This is a genomic window from Undibacterium sp. FW305-107 (assembly GCF_058788535.1).
This window is the reverse complement of sequence record NZ_JBYTAV010000009.1, coordinates 64,345-83,183: the sequence shown is the minus strand read 5'-3', so window position 1 is coordinate 83,183 and position 18,839 is coordinate 64,345. Positions and strand designations below refer to the sequence as shown.

12 protein-coding genes are annotated in these 18,839 nt (G+C 48.2%); 2 read left to right on the top strand and 10 right to left on the bottom strand.

Translation table 11 applies throughout. From position 1 onward, the window contains the following. Positions 1-34 precede the first annotated feature (34 nt). From AC3WQT_RS20105 to AC3WQT_RS20090, 4 genes are all read right to left on the bottom strand, one after another. Entirely contained in the window at positions 35-847 is an 813-nt protein-coding gene (locus AC3WQT_RS20105; RefSeq protein WP_492706418.1) for an ABC transporter ATP-binding protein, read from the bottom strand. 2 nt (positions 848-849) lie between these two features. Then, on the bottom strand, positions 850-1,758 hold the full coding sequence (gene ntrB, locus AC3WQT_RS20100; protein WP_492706416.1) for a nitrate ABC transporter permease: 909 nt from the start codon (positions 1,756-1,758) through the stop codon (positions 850-852). A gap of 9 nt (positions 1,759-1,767) precedes the next feature. Next, the gene (locus tag AC3WQT_RS20095) at positions 1,768-2,937 is read right to left on the bottom strand and encodes a CmpA/NrtA family ABC transporter substrate-binding protein (RefSeq protein ID WP_492706829.1); all 1,170 of its coding nucleotides are present in this window, start codon (positions 2,935-2,937) and stop codon (positions 1,768-1,770) included. Between the two features lie 406 nt (positions 2,938-3,343). After that, positions 3,344-4,012, bottom strand: a complete 669-nt coding sequence (locus AC3WQT_RS20090; RefSeq protein ID WP_492706414.1) for an ANTAR domain-containing response regulator — start codon at positions 4,010-4,012, stop codon at positions 3,344-3,346. Between the two features lie 144 nt (positions 4,013-4,156). Here AC3WQT_RS20090 and tsaD point away from each other — a divergent pair, with 144 nt between their 5' ends. Continuing rightward, positions 4,157-5,185, top strand: coding sequence for a tRNA (adenosine(37)-N6)-threonylcarbamoyltransferase complex transferase subunit TsaD (gene tsaD / locus AC3WQT_RS20085; RefSeq protein ID WP_492706412.1), 1,029 nt, complete (start codon positions 4,157-4,159; stop codon positions 5,183-5,185). Between the two features lie 22 nt (positions 5,186-5,207). Here the strand turns inward: tsaD and AC3WQT_RS20080 are convergent, their stop codons facing one another. The 6 genes from AC3WQT_RS20080 to AC3WQT_RS20055 all read right to left on the bottom strand — a co-directional run bounded on the left by AC3WQT_RS20080 (position 5,208) and on the right by AC3WQT_RS20055 (position 15,288). Next, complete coding sequence (locus AC3WQT_RS20080; protein WP_492706410.1) at positions 5,208-5,669, bottom strand: cache domain-containing protein; 462 nt, start codon at positions 5,667-5,669, stop codon at positions 5,208-5,210. An 89-nt stretch (positions 5,670-5,758) separates the two neighbouring features. After that, positions 5,759-6,418 carry a glycerol-3-phosphate 1-O-acyltransferase PlsY gene (gene plsY / locus AC3WQT_RS20075; protein ID WP_492706408.1) on the bottom strand — a complete coding sequence of 220 codons (660 nt, stop codon included), beginning with the start codon at positions 6,416-6,418 and terminating at the stop codon, positions 5,759-5,761. 94 nt (positions 6,419-6,512) lie between these two features. Next, positions 6,513-7,004 (bottom strand): Cys-tRNA(Pro) deacylase, encoded by a 492-nt coding sequence (gene ybaK / locus AC3WQT_RS20070; protein WP_492706407.1) that lies wholly within the window; start codon positions 7,002-7,004, stop codon positions 6,513-6,515. A 168-nt stretch (positions 7,005-7,172) separates the two neighbouring features. Next, positions 7,173-9,170 carry a S9 family peptidase gene (locus tag AC3WQT_RS20065; RefSeq protein ID WP_492706405.1) on the bottom strand — a complete coding sequence of 666 codons (1,998 nt, stop codon included), beginning with the start codon at positions 9,168-9,170 and terminating at the stop codon, positions 7,173-7,175. 125 nt (positions 9,171-9,295) lie between these two features. Then, positions 9,296-12,046: a TonB-dependent receptor gene (locus tag AC3WQT_RS20060; RefSeq protein ID WP_492706403.1), complete on the bottom strand. Its 2,751-nt coding sequence runs from the start codon at positions 12,044-12,046 to the stop codon at positions 9,296-9,298. A 590-nt stretch (positions 12,047-12,636) separates the two neighbouring features. Next, entirely contained in the window at positions 12,637-15,288 is a 2,652-nt protein-coding gene (locus AC3WQT_RS20055) for a zinc-dependent metalloprotease (protein ID WP_492706401.1), read from the bottom strand. 602 nt (positions 15,289-15,890) lie between these two features. Here AC3WQT_RS20055 and AC3WQT_RS20050 point away from each other — a divergent pair. Then, entirely contained in the window at positions 15,891-18,779 is a 2,889-nt protein-coding gene (locus AC3WQT_RS20050) for a TonB-dependent receptor plug domain-containing protein (protein WP_492706399.1), read from the top strand. Positions 18,780-18,839 lie beyond the last annotated feature (60 nt).

Below are 18,839 nucleotides of genomic sequence, written 5' to 3'. Positions count from 1 at the left end.
TTGGATTGCGGGGCAGTAACATTGTTCAGCAAAATCAAGCCGCATCATGCACAGGATGTGACTGGCGGTGATATAAAAATTCCAGCACTTCTGTACGGTAGGCTGCATATTGCGGATTTTGCGCCAGTGCCACACGGTCACGCGGTCTTTCCAGATCCACCTGCAAAATTTCACCTATGGTTGCAGCCGGGCCATTGGTCAGCATGACGATACGGTCTGACAGCAAAACTGCCTCATCCACATCATGGGTCACCATGACCACAGTTGATTGGGTCTTGGCGACGATCTTCAGCAATTCATCTTGCAGATGCGCGCGCGTCAGGGCGTCAAGGGCACCGAAGGGCTCATCCATGAGCAAGACTTTTGGTTCTATTGCCAGTGCGCGGGCGATGCCCACACGCTGCTTCATGCCACCGGAAATTTCATTTGGACGTTTTTTCTCTGCATGCGTCAAACCCACCAGTGACAAGGCTTGCATGGTACGTTTTTGCAATTTCGTACCATTTTCGGTTGCGCCAAACACTCTTTCTACCGCCAGGAAGACATTTTCATAGCAAGTCAGCCAGGGCAATAGAGAATGATTCTGGAACACCACACCGCGTTCTGGTGAGGGGCCAGAAATTTCTCTGTTGGCGCACAGCAGAGTGCCGGAACTGGCATTAGTCAAACCGGCCAGCAAATTCAACAGCGTCGATTTGCCACAACCGGAATGACCGATCAACGTAATGAATTCGCCTTTTTTGACATTCAGATTGATATCGCGCAGTGCATGAAAACTACCCTTCTTTGTATTGAAGACCATTTCAACCTGATTGATCTGTATGTACTTGTTATCGATTTCATTCATGATCATGTCCCCACATCTTCATAAGTAAAGGCGCGTGCTATTGCCACCAGGATTTGTTCAAGTATCAGCCCCACCATACCTATGACGACGATGGCAATGATGATATGCGGCACGTTCAGATTATTCCATTCATCCCATACCCAGAAACCTATACCTACGCCCCCCGTCAGCATTTCTGCAGCGACAATCACCAGCCATGCCGTACCTATCGCCAGTCTGACACCGGTCAACATGTATGGCAGCACTGAGGGTAATAAGATGCGCGTAATGATTTTCCATTCGGACAAATTAAGCACACGGGCGACATTCATATAATCTTGCGGCACACGCTGCACACCGATCGCGGTATTGATGATCATGGGCCAGATCGAACAGATAAAGATAGACCAGATTGCCGCCGGATGAGCCGACTTGAACACCAGCAAACCTATGGGCAGCCAGGCCAGCGGTGAGACTGGTTTCAAGAGACTGATGATGGGATTGAACATGCCGGATAAAAACTTGAAACGGCCTATCAGAAACCCCAGCGGTATGCCCACGGCTGCGGCCAGGCCAAAGCCGACCGCCACGCGTTTCAGCGAAGCATAAATATTCCAGCCTATGCCCTGGTCGTTTGGTCCCTTTTGGTAAAAGGGGTCAGAGAATACCTTGATGGCTTCCTGCAAAGTCACCCATGGTGAAGGGAAAGTCGTGTTCCTCACAGCGATGATTTCCCAAATCAGTATCAGCATGCCTATGCCAAATAAAGGCGGCAACACACTCAGAAAAAAGGGCCGGAACGAGCGTGGCTTTTTTTCTGCTCTGGGTTTTATTTTCTTAGCCACGTTAACTTCCGTCACTGTTGTTGCTGCGCTGGCTGCAGTGTCTTCCGCGTCTGCTGCAGGCATTGCACCATGTACCAAGGTATTCATAGCGACTCCTCAAGCCTTGATTTTGAAAGAAGCTGCATAGGCAGCCGGGTTCTTGCCATCCCAGACGGTACCGTCCATGAGCTTGCTGCTGCGCATGACATCCTTGGGAACGGATACCTTGGCCATGGTCGCTGCATCCTTATACACATCGATACGGTTGACAGCTTTCGCCACTGCCAGATAATCAGGATCAGCCTTGAGCAAACCCCAGCGTTTATGCTGGGTCAGGAACCACATGCCATCTGACAAATAGGGAAAATTCACCGCACCGTCGTTAAAAAATTTCATGTAGTTAGGATCGTCCCAGGTCTTGCCCAGTCCATTTTGATAGCGCCCCAGAATGCGCTGATTGATGACATCGACCGAGGTATTGACATAGGACTTGTCGGCGATGGTTTCTGCCATCTTGGTCTTGTTGGACAAGGATGCATCTATCCAGCGGCTGGCATCGAGGATCGCGGCGACAACGGCACGCGCAGTGTTGGGATATTTCTGTACGAATTCAGAAGTGGTACCCAATACTTTTTCCGGATGATCTTTCCAGATGTCTTGTGTAGTCGCTGCCGTGATGCCTATGCCATCAGCAATGGCACGGTGGTTCCAGGGTTCGCCTACGCAATAACCATCCATATTGCCGACCCGCATGTTCGCCACCATTTGTGGCGGTGGCACGGTAATGACCTTGGCGTCTTTCATGGGATTAATGCCATGCGCAGCCAGCCAATAGTAAAGCCACATGGCGTGGGTGCCGGTAGGGAATGTCTGGGCGAAAGTATATTCACGCTTATCGCTTTGCATCAGCTTGGCCAAACCGGCACCATCTACTGCACCCTTCTCTGCCAGTTTTTTTGAGAGCGTAATTGCCTGACCGTTATTATTCAGCGTCATCAACACGGCCATATCTTTTTTATTGCCGCCTACACCCAGTTGCACGCCATAGATCAGGCCATACAGTACGTGAGCAGCATCCAGTTCACCATTGACCAGCTTGTCACGCACACTGGCCCACGAAGATTCTTTGGTCGGGATGATTTTGATACCATATTTTTTGTCAAAACCCAGTACCGACGCCATCACCACCGAAGCACAATCGGTGAGAGGGATAAAGCCGATATGCACTTCTTCTTTTTCCGGTTTGTCTGATCCTGCAGCCCATACTCCGCCTGTACTCAAGCCCATGATACCTGCCCCACTTGCCAGTGCAGCAGTTTGCAAGAAACTGCGACGTTTGAAATTCGGTTCATTTTCTTCCTGCGTCTTGATGAGGTTGATAGAAGTTTCCTGATTCGACATGTCTGCACTCCAGCTAAAGTAATTTCTATAATGAAAAAAGGTGTCGTCCCATTACGGATAAACCGTATGGAAAGACACCTTTGTCTTGTGAGGTGACCGCCGTTAGTCAAGCTCACTTGTTTTCTTAAGTACCAGCTTTGGCACTTTCTTTTGATACAGCAATTGCCGTGCCAGCTCAAACACAAGGACTTATATCCTCAGACCAGCCCTGTGAAACAAAACTTCCTTAAAAATCCACATCTGATTCGCACCTAAATGACGCAACGCACCATTTTTACGCACAAATCTGGACTTACCCCCCAAGTAAATCAGCTACATCCAGCATGCGCTGCGCCAGATCAACCAGCTTGAGGTTTTTTTCCATTGCTTGCTTGCGCATTTTTTGATAAGCCTCGTTTTCCGACAGATGATGACGTTCCATCAACAAACCCTTGGCCCGCTCTATGGTTTTGCGCTCATGCAACTTGGCTTTGGTATCAGATAATTCACTGCGCAGTTTTTGATCTGCATTGAAGCGTGCCATCGCAACATCAAGCACAGGCTTGATGCGCTCGGACTGCAAACCAGCAACGACATAAGCAGAAACACCGGCTTCCATTGCTGCAGCCATATTCGACTGATTGCCATCTTCAGTGAACAAGACGATGGGACGTGGTGCATCGCGGGTCAGCATGACCATGTGTTCAAGCACATCGCGTGAATCAGATTCGGCGTCAATGATGATCATATCGGGCTGCAACTGGGCGATGCGTTCACTCATATAAATATCGCCAGGAATAACGGCGATGATGTTATAACCCGCTTGCAGCAAGCCTATGCGCAAGGCGCGTGAACGCGCCAGTTGCGCCTGAGCATGCTCTTGCAACTCGTCTTCGCGCTGGATAACCGTATTCACCACCACGATCCGCAGACTGGGTGATGCCGGTGTTATCGCTTCGTCAGTATTTGCTTTGCCGCGCATTGATGGCCCATGCCAGATATAATTACGTATAAAATCTTAGCAAGAATCGCACCAATCCCTGATGTGGCATGCAAGCATGCCAATAGCTTGCCTTCTTGCCATGCATATGTAATTGGCTCGTATTTCCCTTATTTAGAAACAGACATGATAGTTCTCGGCGTTGAATCCTCCTGTGACGAAACCGGCCTTGCCCTGTATGACACAGAGCGTGGCCTGCTTGCCCATGCACTGCATTCGCAAATCGCCATGCATCAGGAATATGGTGGCGTCGTGCCGGAACTGGCTTCACGCGATCACATACGTCGTGCCCTACCCTTGCTGACCGAGGTGCTGAATAAGTCAGATGTAGACAAACAAGCCATAGATGCCATCGCTTACACCCAGGGACCAGGCCTGGCCGGCGCCCTGCTGGTCGGCGCTTCGGTTGCCTGCGGCCTGGGTATGGCGCTGGATAAGCCTGTGCTGGGCGTCCATCATCTGGAAGGCCATCTGCTTTCCCCCTTATTGGCCAGCCAACCGCCTGAGTTCCCTTTCATTGCCCTGCTGGTATCTGGCGGACATACGCAGTTGATGCGTGTTGATGGCGTGGGCCGTTATCAGCTGTTGGGGGAAACCCTGGACGATGCAGCCGGTGAAGCTTTTGACAAGTCAGCCAAATTGCTGGGACTGTCTTACCCTGGTGGCCCGGCGATTTCGCGCATGGCAGAATTTGGTGACCCTGCGGCTTATCAATTCCCGCGCCCCATGCTGCATTCAAAAGACTTGAACTTCAGTTTCTCTGGTTTGAAGACAGCAGTACTGACGGTCGTCAAAAATCACCCTGCAAATATCTGTGAACAGGATAAAGCCAATATTGCACGCGGCTTTGTTGATGCCATCGTTGCCGTTCTGACGGCCAAATGCACGACTGCGATGAAGGAAAGTGGTTTGAAGCGTCTGGTCATCGCTGGCGGTGTCGGTGCCAACCTGCAGTTGCGCGCATCATTGAATGCAGCGGCTGCAAAGAAACGCTTCCAGGTGTATTACCCTGAGCTGGAGTTCTGTACCGACAATGGCGCGATGATCGCCTTTGCCGGTGCCATGCGCCTGAAAAACAATCCCGGCCTGGCGACGCGGGATTACGGCTTTAATGTCAAACCGCGTTGGCCCTTGCAGGAATTGCTTGCTGCCTGATTTTATCTAATGCAGGGCACAGCTATTTATAGATGCCACAGCCAACGATAACGTTCTCGAATTTCTCCACATACATGGATTTAGGCTCGATCTGCTTGCTGGTAGGATTAACAAATTTATAATCCTGCCAGGCCTTACCCTTGGCTTTTACTAACTCTATACGCTCGCGTATAAAGAATTTACCATCCACGTCGGTCAGGTCCATCATCTCTTTGCCGACCATCTTGGGATTCAGGTGGGCGAGATTTTTGCCATTCATGTCATACACGACTACGTACAAGTCGCGGTCCTGATACTGGCCATCGCGCTTATTGATTTCATTGATGGTCGCATCAACGCCATGCTTTTTCATCGCGTCTATGGCTTTTTGCACCATGGCTTTGGCTTCATTGGCACTGCCATGGTCCGCCGCAAAGGTTGAAAAGCTCAACAGGCCCAGAGCTAGAAACCCCGCTATCCAAAATTTCACAAATCGCGTCAGCATAAGCAAACCCCTCATTGATGAATAAAAAGGCATGGAGCTTTTTAAGCATAAATGAGGGGTAGCGAATAATCTAGATGTATTTGCAATATTTAAGATTTATTTTTTTTGTCCTGTTTCTTATCTTCTTTCTTGTCTTCTTTCACTGCCGTCTTCTTGCTACCCAGGCGGCTTTCCTTGCCAGCGATCAGGTTCGCGATGTTCTGGCTATGGCGATATACCAGTAAGGCACTCATAATGGCGATAGACAGCATTTTGACGTCAGGGCCGAACAGCAGGCCGTAGTAAAAAGGCGCAAAAATCGCCGCGACCAGAGCTGCCAGTGATGAATAGCGAAAAGCAAACGCAACCATCGCCCAGCTCACCAGCGTCGCCACACCCAGCCAGATATCTATACCGATCAACACACCGGCTGCCGTGGCCACGCCCTTGCCGCCTACAAACTTGAAAAACACCGGCCACAAATGACCAATAAACACGGCGAGTGCAACGATAGCGACACCACTGTCACCGAGATCAAACTGATCCTGGAAGCGGATCGCCAGCCACACTGCCAGCCAGCCTTTGAACGCATCGCCCAACAAGGTCAGCACCGCTGCAGCCTTGTTCCCGCTACGCAAAACATTGGTAGCTCCGGGATTTTTTGAACCATAAGTACGCGGATCAGCCAAACCAAATAATTTACTGACCACTACTGCAAACGACAGCGAACCGATCAGATAAGCTGCGACTGCAGCCAGAATTGTATTCATCTCATTCCTTCATTCATCAATGCTTCGCAAGTATAAGCCAGGCAGGTAGCAGAAATGGCTACTCAGGCAAAATTCTTGGGATGGGGTTTCGGGACTACTCGTCCAGCGCACAATCAACAGGACGCGCCTGCAACAGACTTTCCAGCAAGCCTGGGGCAATACCAATCAGATAGCCACGCTGACCACCGTTGATGTAAATCTTTGACAGCGCCAGTATGCTGCGCTCTACATATACGGGCATGGCCTTTTTGGTGCCAAAGGGGGAGGTGCCGCCGACCAGATAACCTGAATGCTTTTGCGCATTTTCAGGTTTGCAGGGCTCTACTGACTTGCAGCCGATTTGCCTGGCCAGATTTTTAGTAGATACTTTTTTGTCGCCATGCATGAGCACGATCATGGGCTTGGCGGCTTCGTCCTGCATCACCAGCGTCTTGACTACGTGGTGTTCATCCACGCCCAACTCGCGCGCAGACACAGAGGTACCACCATGCTCCTCATACGCATAGGGATGTTCAGTAAACTCTGCCTTGTGCTTGCGTAGCAATTGGGTTGCCTGGGTTACCGATACATGTTCTTTTTTGGCCAAATTACACTCTCAAAATCAGGATTTGCAAAGATATACAGCTCTAATAACGCTGCAAATTATAGCCGTCGATTGCAAACTTGCATAATTGGTGCATCAATAAGCGAAAAAAAACCGGCAAGCAAGCTTGTCGGTTTCAAATTTATTAAAAATTATTTTAATCGGCGATGATCATTTTTTGGCCGAAGGAGAATTATCACCAATATATTTATCTATGAAGCGCAAAACAGCTTCGCCCCACTTGATATTGTTGCTCTCCTTCGCCCAGCCATGCCCTTCACCGGTAAATACCATCCATTCCACGGTATTGCCTTGTGATTGCAGCTTGTCGCGCATTTTTTCACCATGGATCAAGGGTACGCGTATGTCTTCACTGCCATAGGCCATCAGGACAGGTGCCTTGATCTTGCTGGCATTTTCTATCGCCGACACTTTATGGAAATAGGCATCGTCAGTTTTAGGATCACCATGCATTTTTGCACCCAGGTTATCCATATAAGGACCTGACATATCTGACCAGTTGACGGTGAATAACATTTTCACGTCAGTTACACCTACCCAGTTGATACCGCATTTATACAGATCCGGATCTTTTACGAGGCCATACATGGTGGCATAGCCACCGTAACTGGCTCCGATGATGCAGACCCGGTTCTTGTCTACGATACCTTGCTTGACCAGGTTTTCAATACCGTCCGTAATATCATCCTGCATGGTCAGACCCCATTGCTTCCAGCCGGCAGTATGATGCTTCCAGCCAAAGCCTGTGGACATGCGGAACTGTGGCTGAAATACCGCATACCCGCGCGATGCCAACATCTGGGTCATAGGGTTATAACCAAAACTATCGCGCGCATGTGGACCGCCATGGATGAAAGCAACCAATGGCAGATTCTTCGCAGGCGTACCTTCAGGCAAAGTCAGGTAAGCCGGTATATTCAAACCATCTCTGGCTGCATAGTTAATGACTTTTTGAGCAGATAATTTCTTGCCTTCAAACTCTGGCTTTGCGACGTAGATGGGTTCGAGTGCCTTCTTTTCAGTGTCATAGAAATAGACGGAACCAGCATTATTATCGCCGCGTACAACAACAACGACGTTTTTTCCTCTCCATTCAAAAAACACTTTTTGTCCAGGAAAACTTGCACGCAAACTGGCATCCAGTTTGGCGTAATCCTCGTCAAAATAGATGTTTTCTGGTGTCATTGCCTCGACATTAACACCAATCAGCTTCTTGCGTTGCAAATCCAGCTCCAGATCTGACACGTCTGCGTCAGGGTGGTCGGCGACCATTTCACCTACAGTCTGCTTGGCAAAGTCCCAGATATATACTGCAGATTTGTCACGGCCATTGAAGCGCCCACCTACCAGCAAAGTTTTATTATCGAAATCAAATCCCAGAGGATTCAATTCTTTGCCTTCGTCCAGATAAGCCTGATGTATCGTTTTCCAGGCGCTGCCTTCACCGTCCCGGTAATACACAGTCTGCTTGATACGCTTGTTGTCGGGATCAACACTATTCGATACGCCAACCCGGATAACATTATTATGGTCAAGCAACCAGCCACCTATTTTTCCCGGATTATCAAAAGTCAGGAGCTTGGTTTTACCAGTTAAGGTATCCAGACGCAGCACATCAGAAGCGCCTAATTTGGCATCCCTGCCGCGCTGGTTGTTGACCACAATCAGGTCGTTACTGCCATCAAAAGTACGTGCCAGTACTGAGAAAGGTTTATATGCAACATTGCCGCCCTGCGCTTCTTTTCTGGTTGGTACCAGTTTGCGAAAGACTGAACCATCACTGTTGACAGCAAACAAACCACCACCGTCGTTGTCTTCCATGACAACATCGCTGCCCCGGCTCAAGCTGAATACCAGGCGACTGTCATTGATCCATTGCGGGGCAATGATGTCGTAGTCAGGATCTGATGCAATCACTTTGGGCTGGCGCGAATCCAAACGGATGATTGCCAGTACAAAACGTCCATTGCGTGGCGTCAGAACAGCCATACTTTGCCCATCAGGGGACAACACTGGACGTCCACTGAACTGTGCTTTCTTAAAGAAATCTGCAACCGGGATGGACTTATCTGCATAAGCAGGCAAACTCACCGCACCTGCCACACATAACATACCCGCAAGAACGGTCTTACAAAATTGTTTCTTCACGATTTATCTCCCTCAGAAGAATCTGTTTTTATCACTCTATTTTTATATCGCTATCGGATGGAAAGCGAGCAGATAAAAAAATAAGTGCCGGAATCAGGGATTCCGGCACTTATCAGTTCATGGAATTACTTGAATTTGTAATCCACTGTGAGCTGGAAGTAACGACCAACTACATCATGCAAGCTTGTGATTGCTGCAACGGCTTGTGTTGATGTTGCACTTGGCGCAAATGGAGGCATGCGGTCAAATACGTTCCTGATCGCGAAGCTCAGCTTCAAGTCTTTCATCAAGCCAGAGTAGCTACCACCCAGGTTGAATGTTGTGAAGGATGGGATATCCTTACACAGGTTGGCATAACCCTGAGTTTCAAATACGCATGGCTGTGTAAAGTCACCATTGGAAGACATGTGACCGATATGCACTGCATCCAGGGATGCTTTCCATGCTGCTTTTTCCCAGCCTATGCCTGCAGTTGCCTGGACACGTGGCTGGTTACGGGAACCAGCGTACTCGATTGCTTCTGTTTCTGGCGACGGAGCAGATTTGTAAGAGTGGTTATAAGTCACTTTCAAGTTTGGAGTGATACGGCCATATTCACCCAGGTTGAACTTGGTGTTGATGTCCAGATCGACGCCGCGAACTTGTGTTGTTGCCACATTGGTCAACAACAATCTGAGAGTGGTAATTTCACCCGCAGTCGCACCAGCGGCTTTATCTGCTGCGCTCAGAGGATCACGTGTGATAACGGCAGCAGGGTTACCTGCATAACGGCCAGGATTTGCCAGCACTGTCGTCAAGTCAAATGTAGAAATCTCATCCTTGCGCTTGATTTGCCAGAAATCCAGGCTGGCATTCAACCAGGATGTTGGTTCCCATACCAGGCCAAGAGTAAAGCTGTCTGCAGTTTCAGGTTTCAGGAAAGGATTGGAACCGCTCTCATATGCACTACTCCATTGGCAGCCATTTTTGAACTTGTCGTTGCAACGCTCAGGATCACGATAAGACAAGAAAGCCTTCAAGATCTGGGAAGAGTTTTCGACCAGTGTCGGTGCGCGGAAACCGGTTGCATAAGTACCGCGTACCAGCAAAGTTGGATCAGCATTCCATTTCAAGCCGACTTTTGGTGTAGTTGAATTACCATAATCGGAATAACGGTCATAACGTGCTGCGACCTGACCTTCCAGTGTCTTGAAAATAGGTACTGACAATTCAGCATAGGTAGACGCGATGTTACGGCCACGTTTATAGCCAGGTTCTGCCTGCGCACGATGGTATAACTCGCCATCAATAGACAATTGGGAAGGATTGACTTCCAGCGTTTCGCGACGTGCTTCAACACCGATAGCGATGGACATTGGGCCAGCTGGCAACTGCATCAATTCACCAGATACTTTGCCATCCCACATATACATGCCGGATTTGAAATTATCGGAAGAACCAGTCACGATTTTCTTGTACAACTCAGCATTTTGCGCAGAGCTGCCAAACAGGAAGGTACCGTTATTGTAAGCTTCGATAAATGGTTTGGACAAGATACCAGCAGTGGCTTTGGATTCAACTTTGCTGGTGTTGAACATCAGCGCAGTTTCCCAGTCCCACTTCGAATAAGTACCTTTCAAGCCAGCCAGATAACGGCCGAAATCTGTCGTATTTTCCAGACCTTGACCAGGGAAGTCTTTCAAGGATGCGCGAACACGTACTGTGCCGTTACCACCAGCCAGTGTCTTGCCGGTTACCGGATCAATCAACTCTTTAGGATATTGTGGGTGAGTGATCGGCAATGCACCAGTTGGCTGACCAACCTGACCGGCAAACCAGTGTGGCAAACCAGTAACGGTCGCTTTGTTCTGGTTGTACATGATTTCTGCAAATGCACTCGTGTCTGCATTGATCTGCCATGTGCCACGGCTAGTCAAACCTACACGGTCAGTTTTGCCGCCAGAGTTGACCGATGCGTCTTTCAAGTCATCAAATACGCAGGCAGTGCCCAGCGTACCGGCACCAAAGAAAGTATCCGCAGGTACCAGGTTATTGGCCGGGCAATTCTTGTCCAGGGTTTGGGACACGAATTTACCAGTTGCTTTGTCTGTCCAGTAGATATTGCCTGGGAAAGTGTACAGAGAGCGATTATCTTTATAGCCGTAAGGACGCAGATCTTCTGTGCTCAGGTAGCTGTCACGCTTGCTGATAAACATAGGCTTGCGCTGACGGATATCCAGAGTTGCATAGACGTTGTAGTGGTCTTCTACCAGGCTACCAAAACCGTAGCTCAAGCTGGTACGAACTTGTTCACCGTCATTTCTTTGGGATTGCGAAATAGAACCGCTGATTTCTGCGCCAACAAAACTGTCACGCAAGATGATATTGACCACACCAGCCATCGCTTCAGAACCATAGATCGCTGATGCGCCATCTTTCAAGATTTCGATACGCTCAACAGCACCAACCGGCACAGAGTTCAAATCGACGAAAGTAGTTTGATATTCTGGTTGTGCATAGGCAGCCAGACGGCGGCCATTGATCAGTACCAATGTTGCCTGGCTACCAATACCGCGCAGATTCAGACCGGATGCGCCAGCAGTGAAGCCATTAGTACGGTTTTCATCAATACCGCCAGTATTGGCTGAAATAGTTCTTAATACCTCAGTCAAAGAAGTAGCACCACCACGTACCAGTTCATCGCGGGTAATAACTTGTACCGGAGATGCAGTTTCGTAGTTGATACGTTTAATTTTTGAACCAGTCACTTCCACCTTCTGGATTTTTTCTGCTTTCTTTTCATCCTCTTGAGGGGTAGTTACCTGTGCCAATACGCCAGTGGCGATGGAGAACAGGCCTATACTGGACAATGCAAATGCGAGACGACTCAGCTTCATGAATTACCTTTCTATTTTAATTTTTCAGTGCAAGCGCGTACTTTCCCGAACCAGACATGCATCATTTTTGCTCAAATTTAATTCGGTACAGCTATCAGTTTCTCCTCTCGAAAGTGATAGTCCCCTTACTTCACCGATTAAATTTGCTTGCAAAAACATAAGGCTCTTGGAAAGAATGTTGATTATGGACTGTTACATTATGTGACTTACTTAGTTTTTCATTATGAGTACCATGTCTATAAAGACATGTTTTCACGTATTTGGGAATATTGTTTTCGATTCATCCCTAATTAGTGTGTTTTTTATGGAATTTTCCTGTTTACCAAAATTATGTTTTTAAAAATTAATATTTAAATAATTTTTAAAATATATTTAGGCTTGTTGTTTTTTTGACTCACCGCTGGAACTTTTGCCTAAGTGCAAGACTAAGTGCAACAGTAAGTAAAAAAATAATTCATTCATCTTTTCTTCAAACTTGCTTTTGCTGGCGCTAAAAACAAAAAACCCCGCGCATTTGCACGGGGTTTTTCGCTACCTGAACGATCAGCCAGGACCGCTCAGTTTTATGGCCTCTTGAAAAGAGCCGGGGATTACACCCCTGCCCTCACCAGTGAAGCCTTCAGTACTTCATTCAAAGTTGCCAGACTTTCAGACAAATGCGCGCGGGACTCTGCGCTCATGGGCTTGCCAACTGCACCACGAATTGCCACCAATAACTGATTTGCCTGCTCTCTTTGCAGACTGCGGGCATCAGCTGGAGTAGTTGCCGCCGGCTTCAGCAGCGCGTTCGACAAACGCTTCAAATGTTCACGTTGCAGATTACGGCGTGCAGAATTGATGTCAGCACCAGTGGACAGTTCACTCCAGATACTGGATTGCAAACTGACATACAGCTCATGCAGAGACAATACTTTCTTGGGATCACGCAATTTCTCTGCTGCATTGAGCATACGTTGTGCCACCACATCCGACATCAACTGATCCAGCGCTGCTGTTTGCAAGCCCAGCAAACGGGCAGAGATGGAAATGTCGTTACGATTGGCACGCTGGAAATGATCTACGCCCATACGGCTCAGCAATTCAGGGGAGAAGACAAAGCTCTTGGCAGTAAACAAACTGTCAGAAACCAGCTTCAAAGCCTGGCGCTGACGATCAGCCGCGATAGGCGTGAAAGTTGCGCGGCCTGTGCCTGCATGATCACGCAGGAAGGTCGTGCCACCGACAAACTTGGTCGCCAATGGTACGGTACGGGCAAATTGACCGAAACCATATTCAAAACTGCGACGCAAGGTTTCATAACTATCACCAGCTTTCAACTGACGGGTTTGCAGTCTGTCCCACAATTCGCGCGAAATCGTCAAACGTTTTTGGATATAAGTCAGCGGATCAGATCCCAGGTCGAAAACATTGACGTCAGGATCGGACACCAGGGTACCCATGGAATCTTCATCGGTACCAAAAGCCAGCAAAGGCTCGGTGGAGCGGGAGGCAATGCGGGTCAGCTCTTCTTTTTCCTTATCTGCATCGACAGGTTTGTAAGCATACTCAATTGCCCAGTAGTCATAAGGTCCAAGGGAAGACATGACGTATTCGCCCTGTGGTTCACCTTTAGTTGCCAGGTTGAAAGGTACATAATCCATGACAGAGCCTGCCAGACCATTCACCTTGGTAAATGCAGGGTCCTGCAATTGCTTCAAAGTATAGATAGTGGAAGAGCGGAAGTTATGGCGCAGGCCCAGAGTGTGACCTACTTCATGCATGATGACGTCCTTCACATAGGCTTGTGCCAGCGCCTCTGCTTTAGGACTGTCCATGTCCATTTCACCACGAGCATCCAGCAAATCCATGGCAAAGCCCATTTCCATCGACGCTTCATGCGCAAAATCGCAATCGCCCTGCGCATGCTGTGCATGTGCTTGCGTCTGCGTTTGTGCATCTTCACCGATCATACGGCGTGCGCCCCGGGCAAAAACATCCGACATACCGATATCGGCATCCAGGATTTCGCCGCTACGCTCATCAACACGTGATGGGCCAATCGCGAAACCGACATCGGCACCAACAAACCAGCGTATGGAAGCGTGGCGCGAATCCATGGTGTCAAAAGCATCTTTTTCAGTTTGCTGCTTCACGACGACCGCATTTTTGAAGCCTATTTTTTCAAATGCCTTATTCCATTCCAGTACACCCTCAGTAATGGATTGACGATATTTTTCCGGCACGTTTTTGTCCAGCCAATACACGATAGGCTGTTTTGGTTCTGACAAGGCTGCCGTTGGATCTTGCTTTTCCAGGCGCCAGCGATTGACAAAATGGCGTGAAGTCTTGGGTTTGACGTCATCGGTAAAGTCATAGCTGGTCGTGACAAAATGCCCCACCCTGTCATCTGCCAGACGCGGGCGCATGACTTCTGACGGCAATGCAGAGAAGTTAAAATAAAAGCCGACAAAGAAACTGCGTGGATCAGGCGTCGTTTGTGGTGGTGTCGGGATGGCAACAGGTGGTGGTACCAACGGTGCAGCCGCAATACGTGGTGTTGTAAAGTGGGCATTCACAAAAAAACCGGCCAGCGACTCATCCACATTCAATTTGCCGAAACTGGTATTGGCCTTGTCCAGAGCATACAGGGTGCGGTAGGCATATTCCAGCCTGGTCGAATAAGCCGGGATATCATTGAACAGCAAGGCACTGGCGTCTACCAGGATACCCTTTGATTCTGAATGTGGAGTACTCAATACGTTTGCACTGCTCAGCAGGCTGTCCGAAAAAGCCTGGGCAACTGCGTGTGCCTGTGGCGTGCCTGGCGTGGCAAAGAATTCAGTATTCTTGGCCAGCAGTTGTACCTGATTGCCAATCTTCCTGAACACCGCCTGGTAACCGCGTCCCATCTGGCTACCATACAGTCCACGCTCACCTATGCTGTTAGGAATATTGTAAGTAAACAAAAAAGGCTTATCGAATTGCTCAGGGCGGATTTCCAGCCAGACCTTGTCGTCTTTCTGGTACAAATTAAAAAATCCCTTGAGCTCTTTGGCGTCCTTGATAACATCTTTAAAAGGACGCAACCCGACAGGAGGTGTTGCCGCAGGTGCAGCAACAGGAGCCGCCGCAGGAGTACCGTTTGCAGCAGGCGTTGCTGCCGGAGTTGCAGGCGGTGTTTGAGCAAAAGCAACTTCACTCAATGCGCAAAGCAAAAGGAGTAAGGTCTTTTTCTTAAAATGTACTTCTTTTGACAAGTTCATATATTTTTCCTGGTTAGATGAATTGGCCGCAAACTACTTACCGAGCATTAATTTGCTAAGTGCATAGACCTGATTTCTGGTTACAAGTTCTTACATATCGCAGGAACTTATTATCAGGCTGGATTTTTACAGAAATTCGGAAATTTGAAAATTTTTTCGCATTTCTCAAGTTCAGATTAAACATGCAAATGACAACAATTCCAGCTTATTTTCTTATAAGTGATTCATTTTTCGAGCTTTTATAAGCTTATTACCTGAATTTATATAAAAATAAATGCATTTTCAAAAAGATCACAAAAAATCATTTTCATGAAAATTTAGAAATTAAATTTTCATTTCTTGTCGCCATCAAACAACAAGCCACCAAAAAAAAGTAACAAATGCTTTCCCCGAAAGGTATTTTATTTACATAATAAAGTTCTGTTTGATTCATTGCCTTTCACTTCCCGCACGCATTTATAAAGAGGATGGATTCGGCAGCATTTCATCAGGTAGCAGTACAGGAAAGTTTAGAAATTTACAAAATTTTTGAAGTGAACCTAACTGCCAACACGGATCCGGCACCCGATTGCATCTGGTCTATCAACAAAGAGGGAACAATAATGATATTTAAAGAAAAAATAGGCGTGCAGTCAGTGCGCCTGGCGCTCAGCGTATTTGCTGGCTCCATGCTGATCGGGGGCTATGCCCACGCTCAGACTGAAGCACCACAACGTATCGAAATTACCGGCTCGAACATCAAGCGCGCTGATAAAGAAGGCACATCACCGATTCAAACCATCACTGCTAAAGAAATCAAGCAAAGTGGTGCGACAACGGTTCTCGAACTGTTGAAAAATGTTCCTTCCATGGGTACTGGTGGTTATAACGACACACCAGACCAAAATGGTTTCTCCCGCGGTGTTGCAACAGCATCCCTGCGTGGCCTGGGTTCAACTTCCACACTGATTCTGTTGAATGGTCGCCGCATGACGCCATCTGCGTATGCGAACCCAAACAATGGTCAATCGACACTGTACGATCTGAACAGCATCCCTCTGTCCGCGATTGAAAAAGTAGAAATTTTCAAAGATGGCGCGTCAGCAGTTTACGGTTCCGATGCGGTTGCCGGTGTTATCAACTTCATCACCAAGCGTGACTATCAGGGCGGTGAAATTGCAGTATCCGCCGCAGCTAATGATGACCGCGAGTTTGGTCGTCAAAACGTGAATGGTACGATTGGTTTTGGTGACTATTCCAGCCAGGGTTATAACGCTTTGTTTGCTATCGATTATAGAAAACAAAACGCCACAACCATGAAAAATGGTTCCAACGATATCAATGCTCAAGCCTATGCTGACATTAACTATCGTTTGAATCCTTATAGCAGCAGCATTTCCAACCAGGCTTTCTTCTATAAAGAACGTACTCCTGGCTCCCTGTCCTTCTTCACGACAGGCGCAACAGTTATCAACCAGACCAATTGCGACCCTTCACGCAAAATCGTCGGTGCAGCATCAAACAATATTGCATCTACAAGCGTACTGTTCGGCCGCACGTTCTGTAACTACGATCTGGATGCAGATACTGATGCACAGACCAAAGGTGATGACGTCAACTTCATGACCGTTGGCAATCTGAAAATCAACGACAAGCTGTCTGCCTTTGGTGAGTTTGCCTATACAGATTCCAAGCGCGTTTATCGCTCTTCACCACGTTCCATCAGTGGTACATCTCCAACAACCAACTTCCTGGTTGGTGGTCTGGCAACGCCTTTCCAGGCAATTTTGCCAGTTGGTCACCCGGACAATCCAAATCCTGATGCACGTTCTGCCGTGTCTTATCGCTTTGAGAACCTGAAAGCAGGTACTGATCTCGATAACAAGAGCGCACGTCTGGTTGCCGGCTTGAAAGGCACCGTTTCTACATGGGATTGGGAAACTGCAGTATTGTGGAACCGTTCCAAACGCGAAGAAGCTACGACTGGCTTCCTGTATCTGCCTACATTGCGCAAGCTGATTACAGAAAACCGCTCACTGGCTTCCATCGCAGCTGATCCTACCATCAGCCCGACTCTGGTCAACAAAGCAACTGCTGAAATCGCTCAGTGGGATGCCAAGGCAACGACAGAATTTGGTTCTCTCGGTGGCGGTGCAATCGGCTTTGCTGCAGGTGTTGAATTCCGTCAAGAAAAACTGTCCATCAACCCAGATCCGGTCAATGCACGCGGTGACATCTTGGGTCTGTCAACAACTGCGATTGATGCGCAACGTAATGTAGCTTCTACATTCCTCGAATTGCGTACACCATTCCTGAAAAACTTCGAAATGGACTTCGCTGGCCGTTACGATAAATACCCTTCTTTCAAAGGTAATTTCGTACCTAAAGTCGGTGCAAAATGGACAGTTGTTGACGGTCTGGCATTCCGTGGTACATATGCTGAAGGCTTCCGCGCTCCAGCCTTGTCCCAGGTTGCTGCCGGTGGTGCGCAGTTCTTCCTGAACGGTACAGTTGATCCTATCCGTTGCCCGAATGGTGCAAACCCTGTTGCAGGTGCTGAACAGGCTGACTGCTCCAAGAGTGTATCCGGTGTCGGTGGTGCCAATCCTGATCTGAAACCAGAAAAATCCAAGAGCTATGCTCTGGGTCTGATCTACTCTCCAACAGCCAACTTTGACATCGTTGTAGATGCATACAAACTGCGTCAAGAAGGTGAAGTTGCCCTGAGTAGCTCTACTTTCCTGCTGGAACATCCAGGTAACTTCCCAGCTGACTACATTGTCCGCGACACAAACCCATTGAATCAGTTGAAGGATGCCAATGGCAATCCTATCCCTGGTACAGGTCCGTTGCTGGCAGTAAAAACTCCTTGGGTTAACCAAGGCAGTACTGAAGTCAGTGGTGTGGACGTTGAGCTGAAAATGCGCAACAACCTGGGTGAAAATGGCAAGCTGTCTACATCATTTAAATCCACCTACCTGATTTCTTATCGTCGTGCAGAAGCTCCAGGCGACGTAGAAAGAAATGCTGTTGGTACAGCCGGTGGTATCAATGACTGGGCAACTTCCGTTGGTCCTATCCCACGTCTGCGTGCAACACTGCGTACGGTTTGGGAAAAAGGTCCACATACTGCCTACGGTACGATCAACTTCACCGACAGCATCGCGGAATATCGTCGCTATGACAACGCCACAACCTATGCAACACCATACTGCTACTATGGCAGCGGTGTTCCGGCTGGTGTTCCAGGCGCGACTTTTGCTAACCAACCTAACTACACCAAGTATTTCCCAGATTGCCAAATCTCAAGCTGGACTACTCTGGACGTAGGTTATACCTACACTGGATTTAAAGACCTGACTCTGGGCATCAATATCAGAAACGTTACTGATTCCAAAGCACCTTACAATCCATCGACCACTGCTGCAACTATCCAGCAAGGTTACAACTCGACTTTGCATAACAACCTCGGTCGTTATTTCACATTGTCAGCAAGATACGTTTTCCGTTGATCGGCTAATGTAGTGTCATGAATAAACGCCTCGTAATCCGGGGCGTTTATTTTTAGTGCT